Source organism: Cupriavidus pinatubonensis, from assembly GCF_019602855.1.
Classification (GTDB): domain Bacteria; phylum Pseudomonadota; class Gammaproteobacteria; order Burkholderiales; family Burkholderiaceae; genus Cupriavidus; species Cupriavidus pinatubonensis.
This window is the reverse complement of record NZ_CP080769.1, coordinates 264,767-279,371: the sequence shown is the minus strand read 5'-3', so window position 1 is coordinate 279,371 and position 14,605 is coordinate 264,767. Positions and strand designations below refer to the sequence as shown.

Genomic DNA, 14,605 nt, shown 5'->3' with positions numbered 1-14,605 from the left:
CACCGGCATGCCGGATTGGCTTCTCATGGCTTCAGTGCACTACGATCGGCCATCCGCCTAGCTGCCTCCGGAGAATTTCGCATGACTCAAGATCCAGCGTTCCACCACAATCGTCAAGTCGAAGATGGCCTCTGATGCTGAACACGTCTTACTCGGCGGTGGCGGTTGATCAAGCGCCTTCCCGTTGCGGCGCGACGGTCGGTGAGTCATACCGTCGTCGGACGGTAAGGGCGAGACGCATGTGCTTTTTCATTAGGCGCCCCGACGTCAGCAGGGTTCGATCATCCCTTCGCGACCCGCTATGGTAGGCAGTAGGAGCCCAGCGAGATCGATTCTCTGCCGTTCATATTCAAGGAGGAGGACCGCCGCTGTTCGCGTTGTCGACGCCTGAGACGCCATTGGTGTCGGTCCCATCGGTTCTCGCCACTGTCATTGCGGTCAGCACGGTTGCACAGCAGCTTGAGCATTGCTAAATCCAGGCATAGTCAATTTTCCTCCAAGGAGCTCGCGAGGCACGCGCGGCGGATCAGGGCTGCTGTGGAAGCGTCATGCGGCTGCGCCGGTGCGCCTTCCAGTTCGCGCTCGATCGGACGGGCCAGCATCTTGCCGAGTTCCACCCCCCATTGATCGAAGGGATTGATGTTCCAGAGGGCGCCTTGCACAAAGGTGCGATGTTCCGACATCGCAAGCAAGGCACCAAGGTGGAACGCATCCAGCCGCTGCAGCAGCAGCGTGTTGCTGGGACGGTTCCCTTCAAACACCAAATGCGGCACCAATGCCTCGTCAGCCTGGCCCTCGGCACGTATTTCGGCGGCGGTGCGCCCGCGCAGCAGTGCTTCGCCCTGAGCAAAGCAATTTGCAAGCAGCTTGGTATGGTGGCCGGGGAGTGAGCTATGCGGTTGCAGGCACGCAATAAAATCCACGGGCACCAGTTGAGAGCCCTGATGAACCATCTGGAAATAGGCATGTTGGCCGTTGGTACCAGTGGTGCCCCAAACAACCGCTGCCGAGCCGGCCTCCAGCGCCGCGCCGTTGTGCTGTACCGACTTCCCATTGCTTTCCATCTCAAGCTGCTGCAGGAAGGCCGGCAGCAGTTCCAGCGGCTCGCAATACGGCGCGACGCAACGACTGCCGGTTCCAAGGAAGCTTCGGTACCAGACATCCAGCAGACCCAGGATCATCGGCATGTTCTGTTCGGGCGGTGCGCTGGTGAAATGCCGGTCCATGGCGCGTGCGCCATCCAGCAGCTGTCGGAATCGGTCAAACCCGATTGCCACGGCAATCGACAGGCCGACCGCGGACCAGAGCGAGAAGCGCCCACCCACCCAGTCCCAGAACGGAAACATGTTGGCGGTGTCGATTCCGAACGCCGCCACGGCATCCCGGTTGGTGGACACGGCCACAAAGTGGCGGGCCAAGTCTGAATGCGTGGCGCCATGCCGCAGGAACCAGTCGCGCGCGGTGCGGGCGTTGGCCATTGTCTCCAGCGTGGTGAAGGTCTTGGAGCAGACGATGACCAACGTGGTGGCGGCATCGAGGCGAGCCAGCGTGCGGGCCAGGTCATAGCCGTCCACGTTGGCGACGAAATGCAGGCGGGGGCCTGGTTCCATCTCTTGTACGAGGGCGCGGCACACCATGCGTGGCCCGAGGTCGGAGCCGCCGATGCCGATATTGATCACATCCGTGATGGCACGACCATCAAAGCCGGTCCAGTCGCCGCTGCGCACTTCATGCGCGAACCGCTCCATCTGCACCAGCACGGCCGATACATCTGCCTCCACCGGCACGCCCAGCGCACGATACCCGTCGCCGAGGTGGGCTCTCAGTGCCATGTGGAGCGCTGCGCGGCGCTCGGTAGTATTGACCGGTTCGCCAGCAAACATGGCATCGCGCCGCTCGCATACGCGCGCCTGGCGGGCGAGTGCGAGCAGCAGGGTCAACGTGTCCTCGGTGACACGGTTCTTGGCGTAGTCAAGGGTCAGGCCGCAAGCTTCAACCGTCAGACGCTCAGAGCGTGCCTGGCCGCTCGGGCCCGCGAACCAGTCGCGCATATGAATGTGGCGAATCCTGGCGGCATGCGCGCACAGGACCCGCCAGGCGGGAAGGGACGTCGACATCGGGACTGCTCCAATGCTGTAATCGGCAAACGCGGGGATCGAGAATTTGCCGGCCGCCCGTTAGGCTGCGCTTTTCTCTACGGGGAAGGAGCTTCGCTGCTCGAGGTAGCTTCCAAAATGCGTGCCGACTTCGGGGTGCTTCATCGCATACTCGACCGTGGCCTTCAGGTAGCCCAGCTTGCTACCGCAGTCATAGCGTGTGCCCTGGTAGCGGTAGGCCAGCACCTGTTCCTGCCCGAGCAGGGACTGGATTGCATCGGTGAGCTGGAACTCGCCGCCAGCGCCCGGCTTCAGCTGGCGCAGATGGTCGAAGATGCGTGGGCTCAGAATGTAGCGGCCGACCACGCCCAGGTTGGACGGGGCCTCGTTCGGCGCCGGCTTCTCGACGATGCCCGATACCTTGATCACGCCTTCATCCCACTCGCGGCCGTCGACCACGCCGTAAGAGCGGCTTTGCTCGGGCAAGATTTCCTCGACGCCTAGCACGGAGCAGTTGTAGTGGTTGTAGAGATCCACCATCTGCTTCATCACTGGCGGATTGCCGTCGATCAGGTCATCGGCCAGCATCACCGCGAACGGGCTTTCGCCCACCAGCTTGGCGGCGCACAGCACGGCATGGCCCAGGCCGAGCGCTTCCGGCTGACGCACGTAGTAACAATCGACGTTGGCGGGCTTAATCGAACGCACCGCGTCCAGCAGGGCCCGCTTGTTCTTGGCTTCGAGCTCCACCTCCAGTTCGAAGGCCTTGTCGAAGTGGTCTTCGATCGCGCGCTTGGAACGGCCTGTGACGAAGATCATTTCGGTGATGCCGGCGGCCATCGCTTCTTCCACGGCGTACTGGATGAGAGGCTTGTCGACCACTGGCAGCATTTCCTTGGGGCTGGCCTTGGTGGCCGGCAGGAAGCGGGTGCCCAGGCCCGCGACCGGGAAGACGGCCTTTGTGACGCGATTTTCCACGTGAAGTGATTTCCTTCGGATTTGGCGTAGCCCTTGCCGGAGACTAGCGGGGCTCGCGTTTGAGGTAAAAAAATGCCCTCCCATCAGCGCCGTAGTATGTCGGCGCTAATGGGCAACCGTCATGCCAGGGATTGACGCGAGAGAGTTTCATTGAATGGCTTAGCTTTTCAGGGGTACGCGCACGAGCTTGCCTTTCAAGGGCCAAGGTCTGAGCGCCAGGACCCAGGCACAGACCAACGGCCCAAGGATGGGAACCAGCGAGATATAGGCATAGGCGGAACTGAGACGTGTCGCCCTGAACACCATGTGGAAGGGGACGAACCATGCCGCCTCGAAGACGACGAACGCAAGCAAGTAGGCCATCGCGGATTACCGGTGAGGTGTGCAGACGCTGAAAGGCGCATGGGTGGTTTATGTTGCGCTGCAAGGTGATTCTACTCACTTGCCTCGTTGGCCCTACCCTTCGAAATGAGGGATTCAAAACTGATGCCACGCCGCCGATGACGTCCTTGCTCGGCAGGAAAATCGTCAGGAGCGAATGATTTACGAACTTGCATCGCGATACTCGTATTACGCTGCTGGAATTCCCTCCCCCTTCAGCGTTTTTCAGGGCCTTTTTGGGAGGGGGAAATTCAGTTTCTTCAGAATGGCAGCGGCCCCACGGCGGAGCGGGGCGGTACCGGCGGGAAGCCGATCGGATCTGTCTGCCGCTGGAGCGCGTATCGCACGTACATGCCGGCATACCACTGGCGGTAGTCGCGTGCGTTGTCGATGCCTAGCAGCCCACCGACGAACAATTGCTGTGCCGCCTGATATTCGACCGAGCCGACCAAGCTGTAGGCGAGGCCGGTCTTGGACTGTCCAGGGTAGACCGCCGAATTGAGGCTCGTTAAGTTGTTAGCCTTGGCAAGCGCGACGGCGGCGTTGGCCGCGGCCTGGGCGCTGGCATCCGTCGGAAAGTACGGCGCGTCGTCTTCATGAAATGCCTGGATGCCGAGGGCGCCGCGCATGTGATATGACAACCGGCCCTTACGTCCTTCCAGCGCCAGCGGCACCGTCACGGAGAAATAGGTTTGCGGGCTGAAGTAGCCGCCATGGCCAAAAGTGAAATAACGCAGGTTCTCGTTGTAGCCCATCGACGTGAAGTTGATGCCCGACGTGAAACGCTGCGTGTCGGAATCGATCAGCCTCATATAGAAGCCGCCACCGCCTTCCCATTTGTTGTTGCGCGCGACGTCGTGGCCGGTCAGCACGCTGTATCCGCCATATCCGTAAATGCCGAAAGAACCGTCGCTCCAGCCAAGTTCGGCGCGGCCGCCACTGGCCATCACGCCGCCCCATGTCAAGCCCGCGCGCTCATCGCGTGCGCCCGCGTAGGACAGCAGGCTATCGGTCACCGGGCGGCGTGAAGCCGCCACGCCGAGCGTGGTCCGCTGCGTCAGCGGCAGGCTGAAGCGGGCGCCTGCATTGACGTCTATGTACCGGAAGCCGAGCGGCGTGCTGCCAATATCCACGCCGAAGCGGTCGGTCTCGTACGCCACGCCCAGTGCTACGCCAAACGCACTCTGCGATCCCGCCGACGTCGAGTTCAGGCTTTGACCGAACAGGTTCTGGCTGGTGCCTGGAACGACCCAGCCCAGCGGGCCGGCGCCGAAGCGACTGCCATTGTTGAAGTCGGCGCCGACGCTGCCCGCATCCAGCGCCACCGGTGTCACGCGCGCCACCAACTTGCCGTCGCCGACCGCGAACCTACCTTCGCCTACCACTTCCAGTTCCGTGAGCTGGCTCATGCCTGAGTCGCCATTGCGGCCGCGCAGCATGGGGCCGCCGGCAAGAGAACTCGTGCGCCGCTGTTCGATCTCGCGCAACTCTTCGAGCGCCGTCTTGGGGCCGGCGGGCACTGCCGGCACATCGTCATCCGCGAACCATGGCTCGCGTGACTGGGCGCCCAGCGGCGGCTGTGCCGATGCGCCGGCGTAGGCCGACGAGCTCGGGAAGTCAGGCTTAGGGTACGCCTGCTGGGTGGGATACCCCTGCTGTACGGCATTCGGCGTCCGGCCCGAGGCGACGGCGCGCGCTGTGGTTCGCACATTGACGTTGTTCGCATTTGCCGGGTAATACGACACCGGCATGGCGATTGCGCCGGCATCTGTCGCCGCGCCTGTCGGCGAACGCGTCGCCATGCCGACAGGCTGCGATATATAAGGCTGGCCCGAAGCCGAAGTGGGAACCTGTCGCCGCGGCGCGGCGGGCGCGGTCGCGTTTGACATGGGCACCGGTTGATAAGGTGCGTAAGACCCGGCGGGCGGCAGGGTCGACGCCTGGCGCTGGCCCGGCAGGCCGACGAAAGGGTTGGCCGGTATGCGGTCGAAGGCGATGCCGGCTCCCTGCACGCCTGTGCCGGCGCTCCCCACACGGCCTTCGGCAGCGACGGCAGCCCGGAAATACTCGGCTGCCTTGGCGTTCTTGCCCTGCGCCTTGTACAGTCGGCCCGCCGTAGTCAGTACGTCGGGCGAGTCAGGGGCTTGCTGCAGGGCCCGTTGCAGCGCTTGTTCGGCCCAGTCGTATTCCTTGGCGGCGGCGGCCGTACCAATGGCGGCGAGTCGCAGGTCCAGGTTGCGCGGCTCCTTGGCGAGCACGCCTTCGTACAGTGCCAGCGCCTTGTCGTTCACGCCGGCCCGCGCGTACATGCGGGCAAGGCTCGCACGCACCGACGGATTGCCGCCGCGCTCCGAGAGTGCCGTGGCAAGCGTGTCATAGGCGGCCACCAGGTCGCCGGCCGCCGTTAGCGCGTCCGCCTGCCGAACGATGTAGGCAATGCGGATGTCGTCATAGCCGCGCCCCTGTTCGGCCGTCATGTCAGCATTGGCGAGTTGGCGCAACAGGCCGGCGAGCTCCATGTCCTGTCCGGATTTGAGCAGGACGGCGGCGTACTGAAGCTGCATGCCCACGTCGGGCAGCGCTGCACGGCGCATCGCGGTGCGCATCAGCGACAGGGCACGCGCGCCATCACCCGCGTCGGCATAGGCCTGCGCGATTGCGCCCGTCAGCTCGGCGTCCTGTCCGGCATAGCGCTCGGCTTGTTGCAGCACACCGATGGCGGCGGACTGCTGGTCGGCTGCGGCCAGCTCGCTGGCGCGCACAGCCTCGGCGTGCACCCACAGGCGCCTCTGGAGCTTGCCCATGTCACTGGTGCGCTGGTTGGCGGGCACGCGCTCGAGCAAGTCAAGGCCACGCTGCCAGTCGTTCGATTCGGCGGCTGCGAGCGCGCTGGCATACAAGGCATCCGGCTCGCCCGGCACGGACAGCAGCAGGTTGTCCATCACGCTGCGGGCCTGGTCATTCCTACCCATCGCGATGTAGTGGCGCGCGACTTCAAGCCGCACCCACGGATTGGTGGGGTCGCTAGCCATTGCATCTTCGAGGAGCCGGCGCGCGCTGGCCGCGTCGCCTTGCTGCATGGCTTGGTGTGCCTGGGCGCGCGCCTGGTCGGCGCGCAGCCTGCCGAACGGGACGAGCTGTTCGCGCTGTGCTGGCGTCATACGCTCGACAAGCGCCAGTGCCTCAGTGCTCTTGTTCTGCGCGCCCAGCACGTTGACTAGCCCGCGCAGCGCGTCGACGTTGCCGGGCTGCGTCCGCAGTACCCGGCGGTAGCCGGCTTCGGCCGACGTATATTGGTGCGCATCGGCCTGCAAGTCGGCCAGCGCCGCCTGGGCAGTGACTTCATTCGGGTCGGCCCGCTGAGCCTGCTCGAGCAGGCGACGTGCCTCCGTTGCGTTGCCCGCGCTGCGCTGGTCGGCGGCACGCTGCACAAGCAGCCAGTAAGTGGCGCTGTTGCTGGCCTGGCGGTAGCGGTTGCCGGCGCCATGACGCGACGCCTGTGCAAAATAGTCGGCGGCCTCGGCAAACTGCTGTTGCTTAAGCCGCAGCACGCCCATCCCGCCCAGTGCGTCGGCATCGGTGGGGCGTTGCGCAATGGCGCTCTGGAAGCGCTCCGCGGCGCGCACAAGGTCGCCGGAGTCTAGTGCGGCGAAGCCCTGCTGCACGCTGCCGCGCAGCGGATCTTTCTGCGCCGCCGTGCCGGTTGCCGGGGTTGGACGCGCCGCCTCCAGTTTGGCGCGGATGACGGCGTCGTCGGGATGCGCGGCAAGCCACGCCTGGTAAAGCGGTGCATCGCTGGGGCGGGCGCCAAGCCAGCCGAGCGCGCGGCGCCAGCTGTCGGTGGCTTGCTTGCCGACATCGGCTCGAGTGGCAAGGCTTTGCAGCTGGCGGATACCTTGGTCTCGAGTGCTGTCGCGATAGGTCAGATGCTGGGCCAGCGCCAGCTGCGCACGGGCGTCAGATGGATTGGCACGGGCGAGTCCCTCCAGGCCCTGGCGCGCCTGCGCCCAGCCCTGGGGGGTGCCGCCCAGGGTCTGGTAATACTCGAGGGCAAGGTCACCTTGGGGCACGTAGCCACCTGTGGCCTGCTCATAACGCTTGACGGCCTGCTCGGCCTGCCCGCTGCGCGCGAGTTGGCGCGCCTGCTCGATCTGCTGCTGCGTGCCAGCGGAGCCTCCCCTGGCAATCTGATCGCTGAGCGCGCCCACAAGCGTTGAGCCCGGCGCGGCCTTCTGCAGCCGTTCCAGGTAGCTGCGAGCCGACTGTGCGCGCCCCGCCTCGAGTTCGGCGATGCCCATGCCATACAGCGCGTCGGGCTGCGAAGGATTCATACGCAGCAGCTTTTGCCATACCTCGGTGGCACGGTCCTGTCGGCTGCGCGCCTGCCAATACTTGCCTTGCTCGACGAGCGCCTTAACCGGATCGTCCTGTGCGCCGGCCGACGCGGTGACCCCGGCCAGTAACGCCAGCATTAGCACATGGCTTCCTACACGCCGACGCGGGGACTTGCGAATCCGGGTCACGCCCGCGGACATGCTTTGTCTCCGGTCTCGTCCTGCAACCAAGGTAGCTCCAGTTGTCCCGATGGGACGAAGTGATAGTAGCCGTCGGCGTGGCCGAGGCCGAACAAGCCGAGGACGGTGTCATAGTAGGCCGGCTTCACGGCAGCGTTGCTCAGGCCTTGTGCCCGGATGCGCTGCAGGGCGGCTTCCGGCGACCCGGCTGCGAGCAGGAATGGGACCAGTGCGGCCGAGAAGCCGAGCGGCCCCTCGCCCTTGAGCACGCCGCTTGCGGCGTGCATCTTCTCGGGCGGCGCGGACCGTCTCTGCATGATCTGCGCCACCGGGGCAAGCGTTCGCATCAACCTGCGTGCAGCGGCGTCGCCCCTGGGGGTGACGCCGGCCCAGAGGTAGACGCGGATGGCGTCGTAGCTGCTGATGTCGCCCTTGTCCGGGTCAATGTCCCAGTCGGGTTGCTCGCCGGGCTTGACGCGATAAGCGGACCAGTCCGGCACGATGCCGTGCCCGGCCACCGCGTCCACCAACTTGGGAACATGATCGGCCAGCGCGCCCCATGGGCCAGACGGGTCGAACGTGGCCAGCCGACGCAGCAGCGGGATGGGCAGGTAGCTGGCATTGACGCGCCACAAGCGCGAGCCGTCCGCCCTGGCGTGGGCGAAGCCCTGCGGTCCGGGCAACAGCATCGGACCGAAGCCGGGAAGCGTGACTACCTCGTGCTTCGCCACCTGTCTCAGCAAGGCACGTGCAGCGTCTTCATAGACCGGTGCCTTCCACACCCGCGCGGCTTCGGCGAGCGCGTAGGCATACCAGAGATCCGCATCCGAGGCGGAGTTGGCGTCGAGCACGCCCCAGGAGCCGTCCTCTCTCTTTCCCCAGCGCCATGCGGGCAGCTTGTCGGTCAGGCTGCCGGCGCCAAGATGGACAATACTCCACTGCCAGGCCTTGTCGAACGTGGCCCGGTCGTTGGCGATCAACGCGAACATCATGGCGTAGGACTGGCCTTCGGAAGTGCTGTGCTGCTCGCGCACGGACAGGTCGATCACGCGCCCACCGGCCTGCATGAACCGGCTCAGAAATAGTTCGTAGAGGGGCCATGAGCAAGCGCCGCGTGGCGGCGCCTGGGTGGCCGCGCCGGCCGGCAGCACGGGCGCAAGAGCGCCGAGCAGGCTCAAGGCGCTGGCGCCGAGCAGCCGCCGACGGCGCAGAGTTGGGCGTGGTCGTGTCATGGCTGGCCTGTCGTGCGCCGTTTGGCGCGGCGGCGAAGTGTGAGGAACAGGGCGGCGGCTAGCAGCGGCGTGGCGACGACGAGCATCAAGACCATCGTATACGGCCGCTGCGACAGCCACCAATGGAGGTATGTCCACGCATTGAGCTTGCCCACGTAGTAGCTCTGCTGTGCCGCGACGCTGTTGACCTTCGTTCCGCGCACCAGCACCAGGCTGCCCTGCACCCGCGGCAGGCGCTCGGCGTCGAGCAGCATGTCGGTGACAGCCTGTAGCCCGCCTGGCGTGCTACTGGTAATGACCACGACACTGCGGCCCGGGACCAGCGGCGACTCAAAGCCGGCAAGTGCCGCATCGGTGCCCGGACTGTCGATCGACAGGCTGGCCTCGACCGGACGGTTACGGTTACCGTCGGCGCCATTCCACCAGCCCATGAGGTCTGAATAGACTTCCGTCAGCGTAAAGCGCTTCACGCCGCCGGCCAGTGACATCGGCATGCGGTCGGCCCACTGTGACAACAACGGCTGGTTCTGCGCGGTGCCGATGACAAGCAGGTCACGGTCGCCAGCCTGCTGGACGTCGGTCGGCGCTGCGATCTTCACGCCGGTCGCCGGGTAACCGGTCGATTCGCCCATGCGACCCATCAGGGTCAGGTAGGCTGAGTAGTCTTCCGTGGAAGGCTCCGACGGCAGCACAACCGCCGTTTCCGACAGATCGGCCATTCGCGTGAAAGGAAAGCCGCTGTTGCCAAAGGCAGCCAGGTCGGGCAAGGCGATAAAGTGCGGCAGGCTGGAGATGTCGATGGTCGAATCGGGGTCGATGGCGCCCTTGACGTTGTCGACCAACACGTCCTTGCAGGCGCCTTGCTTCGGGTAGTCGTAGTAATAGTGGAACTGCAGTTGCGACTGCGCTGGCAGCATGAACAGCGGCAAGTGGAGCGTTTGTCGCTCCGGCACCGAGCCATTCGGCAGTACGCGTGCAACAAGCGCAGACGCTTTGCCACCACTGTCCTTTAGTGAGTGCAGCGAATAGGCGTGCAGGAACTGGTGGTTGACGTTGATGTTGAGCGTCGATTTGTCCTGTGTCGGCCGTGGCGTGTAGCGGAAGCGCAGGTCGATGGGGATACCGCCCGAGCGCCAGCCGAACAGGTCGGGCGGCACACGGAAGCTGACGCGCACCAGGTCCGGCTGGTAGCCAGATACATTCAGCTGCTCGACTGGTATCAGTTCACCAAAACGCACTGGCCTGTCGTTGCGCAACCACTTCGGCGCATCGTAAGGCTGGCGCGGCGCCATATCGTCTAGCCTGGTGATGGTAGCGCGCGGGCCTGACAGCGCCTTGGCCCCGAGTGCGAGGGCGCTCGCGGCCGTCTTCAGTTCGGCGCCGTCGCGGCCCATCACCAAGAGGAGTTTGCTGCTGGCATCATTTGGATTGGGCACGATGGCAAGCGTCGGGCCGTTGAGCTGCGGCAGCTCGATGCCGGCCGGACGCTCCTGCTGGGTAACGAACACCACTGCGTTGCCGCTACCTGGCACCTGGTTAAGTGCCACGGGGAACGAGGCTCCACGGTATCCCGCCAGCCCTCCAAACCATGATGAGACTGCGCCGGCCGCCTCCAGCGTGGCAGTCGATGGCGCGCCCGAGAAGATGAATGGCAGCTTCAGGCGACGGATGTCGCGGCGATCAAAAAAAGGCAGCGGCAGCAGGGCCAAGTCATTGGCGAGCGCCACGGGGCTTACGGTCAGCTCCAGGACACTGGTGTTGCTGATGGTAGCCCAAAGGCTGGAATGGAATGGATCTTCGCAGTCATTGGTGTAGTGGCCGATCAGCTGCAGGTTGAGGTGGTTGAACTCCGTGATCAGCCGCGGCTCGATGGCCAGATCCTTTTCCAGGATGCTGCCGGCTTGCTCGCGAGGCACGGGCACCGTATGGGCGACCTCGCCATTGACCATGACGTTGATATGCGACAACTGCGGCAGCAAGGCCGGCGAGTAGCTATAACGCAGCTTCAACCGGGCGCCGATGACAACCTCGTCCGCGCGCACCGAGAATGGCACACCGTTGATGCCGTCCACGCCGCGCAGTTGGAACGGCTGCTCGGCGCCAAGCTGCTTGAGGGTCATCGACACGACTCGGCTGCCAGGACGAGCCGCCGGAGCCCCGGGCACGGTCGGCACCGGAGAGGCCACAGTGGCAACATCGACCGCCGGGCTACGCGACTGTGCCTGCGCGCTGGTGCCCACACAAGCCGCGATAAGGGAAATGACGCAACGGGCCAGCAAGCTGGCACGAACCGGGGGGAACGGCGTCATCATTCAGGTGAATTCCTTGTTGCCGGGTTGGAAAGGGAACGACAGGATCAAATGGGACGGGGTACGGGAACCAGCAAGCTGGATACCCCGGCTCACGAGCGGGCCACATCCCTGCGTTTGATGAGCTTGCGCAATTCGCGCCCAAGGTGGAACGCTACATTGCGAAAGCCAAGGATCCCAATCTGCATGATCTGGCGCAACGCTAGTCTTGGTGTGTCGTGCGGCTTGGCGCCCCACGAATCGAGCCAGGCATCGGCACGGGAGAATGTGCACTGGATGAAAGTCATCTCCTGCGCCGGGGTCATGTCTTCCAACCGCAGGCCGGCTTGTTGCTGGTCCTGGAATACCACCGTAGCCTTGAACACGTGCTCGGCGTTCTGTAGGTAGAGCGAAATGCCAATGGACTCACCCACGTGCGTCTTCACGCCATCGGGCAGCCGGATACCGATGCCGCCCTCGGCAAAGTCCACGGTCTCGCAGGCGATGGCGCTGCCGTCCTCGAACCGCAGCGTCGCAGGAAGCTTCATGGACACGCGGTGTGCCTCGCGTACCTGCCGCGACTCGCTCGCCACGGCGATAGACGCACCGATGATGATCAGGTTGTAGATCGTCCAGAGCAGATTCAGTACCACAGTAGTCTGCTCGTGCGGCATCCCTGGGCTGCCCCGGACAAGCTGGCCAATTCCCAGCGCCAGCCCCAGCAGGTTGAACCCCAGCAAGAGCAGGTAGGGACGGGAGATGATCCAATCGAAGTAGGCTTCTTCGATCACGCCCCCTTTGGGCGTCACGTTGAACTTACCAGCCGCCGGGTTGATGAAGGCAACCAGCGTCGGCCGCGTGATGTACCAGGCGAGCACGGATTCATAGACCTCGTTCCAGAACGAATGGCGGAAGCGTCCCTGAATGCGGGAGTTGGTCATGTTTGCGTGCAGCAGGTGGGGCAAAGCAAAGATGGCAATGCTCAACGCCGGCGCATGGATGACGTGAGCGCCGAATAGCAGGTACGCCAACGGTGCTGTGAGGAACACCAGGCGTGGCAACCCGTAGAAAAAATGCAGCATCGCATTCAGGTAGCACAGCCGTTGTGGCAGCGATAGGCCTGGCCCGAGCATCGGATTGTCGACCCGGCAGATCTGCGCCATGCCGCGTGCCCAGCGGATGCGCTGGCCGATGTGCCCCGACAGGCTTTCGGTCGCGAGCCCCGCCGCCTGGGGGATGGCCAGGTAGGCGGTGCTGTACTGGAGACGGTGCAGCTTCAGCGCGGTATGGGCGTCCTCGGTCACGGTCTCGACGGCGATCCCACCCACTTCCAACAGAGGCGCCCGTCGGATGATCGCGCAAGAGCCGCAGAAGAATGTCGCGTCCCAGAAGTCGTTGCCGTCCTGTACCAGGCCGTAAAAGAGCTCACCCTCGTTGGGCACATCCTGGAATGTCCGGAGGTTCTTCTCGAACGGATCAGGCGAAAAGAAGTAGTGCGGCGTCTGCAGCATGGCAAGCTTGCTGTCATTCAGGAACCAGCCCATGCAGACTTGGAGGAAGGAGCGCGTCGGAATGTGGTCGCAGTCAAAGATGGCGACGTACTCGCCGGTGGTGTGGGCGAGCGCTGCGTTGATATTCCCTGCCTTGGCGTGGCGGTTGTTGTCGCGAGTGATGTGCTTGACGCCAACCTCCTCGCAGAACTGGCGGAACTCATCGCGGCGGCCATCGTCCAGCACATAGACGTTGATCTTGTCGCGCGGCCAGTCTAGGGACATGGCGGCGAAGACAGTTGGCTTCACTACCGAAAGCGGCTCATTGTAAGTAGGGATAAAGATATCCACCGTAGGCCAGTCGGCAAGGTCCCTCGGCATCGGCATTGGCTTGCGCTGCAGGGGCCATGCAGTCTGGAAATAGCCCAGTAACAGGACCACGAAAGCATAGAGTTCCGCTGCCAGCAGCCCGGCACCAAAGGCGAGGTCGACCCACGAATCGAAAGCGACCGTGTCGGTCACGCGCCAATACATATAGCGGCTGCTTGCCGCCAGCGACAAGACGACCAGCATCAGTGTGGCCAAGTGGCCCCTGGTCTTGGAGAGCACCACCGCGATCAGGTAGCAGGACAGTGCGAAGCCGGCCTGTTGCCAAAAGTCCAGCGGTACCGTCACGATGATCAAAAACAAAACGAGCCCGAAAAGCAGTCCGCCGACGCGCGCAACGGCGCTGTCCCACACATCGAAGGCCAAGAACCATTGGGCCAGTGCCGGCTCTTGCCGGCTCTGCGAAGATTCGCGACTGGTGGTGTGCTTTGACGGCGTGTTGGAACTCATCCGGCTTCCCCAGGGCTGCCCTGCAGCTGTTGGCGTAACCAGCCGGCGTAACGACGGATCTCCTGACCAGCCTGGCTGTGCGGGCTCTGTTCGATAATGGTGCGGTCATGGGCTAGTGCCTCGGGAACTGCCTGGTCCTGGTGGATCACGCCAAGAACGCGTTCGCCCAGCTGATTGCGCAGAATCTGCACCACGTCCTTGCCCAGTTGGCGCGCCATATCGACCTGGTTAATCACCAGCATCTGCCCAAGGAAGTCGGACCGGTGCTCGCAGTAAGTGCGAATCAGGTCGTTCATCAGGGGTAGCGTGGCGTACGAAGCAGCGTCGGGCAACGTCAGTGTCAGGCAGATGTGCGCGCACGATAGTGCCTGCCGCATATAAGGCGACGGCCCGGGTGGGGTGTCGATGATGACAATGTCGTTCTCCGCGAGTCCGAGCAGGTCCAACTGGCTGCGCAGCCAGTTGGGGTGCGTCGTCAGATGCCGCTCGAAGACTGAGCGATCTGCCTCATTCAAGCTCCCAAACGGCATCACGAGCGCTCGCCTGGCTGCCCAGATGCTTCCCAGCCACGGCTCGCCGGCGAGTGTGGCGCGGGCATGGCCGGCAATGTCCTGCACCGGCATGCCGAAGTGCAGGCGTAGCGCATTTTGCGGGTCGAGATCGATGGCGAGCACGCGCTCGCCCTCCTGCGTCAGCATGTCAGCTAAGTTGGCCGACAGAGTGGTCTTGCCAACCCCGCCTTTTGCGGAAACAACGGCGACAATTTTCACGGACGCTTAGTGAAAGACG

The 14,605-nt window shown here is 64.1% G+C and carries 7 protein-coding genes; all 7 read right to left on the bottom strand.

All coding sequences use genetic code 11. From position 1 onward, the window contains the following. Positions 1-485: 485 nt before the first annotated feature. The 7 genes from pgi to bcsQ all read right to left on the bottom strand — a co-directional run bounded on the left by pgi (position 486) and on the right by bcsQ (position 14,586). Positions 486-2,117, bottom strand: a complete 1,632-nt coding sequence (gene pgi, locus K2O51_RS33130; protein ID WP_220632247.1) for a glucose-6-phosphate isomerase — start codon at positions 2,115-2,117, stop codon at positions 486-488. Between the two features lie 60 nt (positions 2,118-2,177). Further along, entirely contained in the window at positions 2,178-3,074 is an 897-nt protein-coding gene (gene galU, locus K2O51_RS33125) for a UTP--glucose-1-phosphate uridylyltransferase GalU (RefSeq protein WP_220632246.1), read from the bottom strand. Between the two features lie 641 nt (positions 3,075-3,715). Further along, positions 3,716-7,927 (bottom strand): cellulose biosynthesis protein BcsC, encoded by a 4,212-nt coding sequence (locus K2O51_RS33120; RefSeq protein WP_245002034.1) that lies wholly within the window; start codon positions 7,925-7,927, stop codon positions 3,716-3,718. A 47-nt stretch (positions 7,928-7,974) separates the two neighbouring features. Then, complete coding sequence (gene bcsZ / locus K2O51_RS33115; protein WP_220632244.1) at positions 7,975-9,201, bottom strand: cellulose synthase complex periplasmic endoglucanase BcsZ; 1,227 nt, start codon at positions 9,199-9,201, stop codon at positions 7,975-7,977. After that, positions 9,198-11,321: a cellulose biosynthesis cyclic di-GMP-binding regulatory protein BcsB gene (gene bcsB / locus K2O51_RS33110; protein ID WP_245002033.1), complete on the bottom strand. Its 2,124-nt coding sequence runs from the start codon at positions 11,319-11,321 to the stop codon at positions 9,198-9,200. Before bcsB ends, bcsZ begins: the two co-directional genes overlap by 4 nt. Before the next feature lie 281 nt (positions 11,322-11,602). Then, positions 11,603-13,816 (bottom strand): UDP-forming cellulose synthase catalytic subunit, encoded by a 2,214-nt coding sequence (gene bcsA / locus K2O51_RS33105; protein ID WP_220632242.1) that lies wholly within the window; start codon positions 13,814-13,816, stop codon positions 11,603-11,605. Beyond that, positions 13,813-14,586: a cellulose biosynthesis protein BcsQ gene (gene bcsQ, locus K2O51_RS33100; protein ID WP_220632241.1), complete on the bottom strand. Its 774-nt coding sequence runs from the start codon at positions 14,584-14,586 to the stop codon at positions 13,813-13,815. Before bcsQ ends, bcsA begins: the two co-directional genes overlap by 4 nt. Positions 14,587-14,605: the final 19 nt, after the last annotated feature.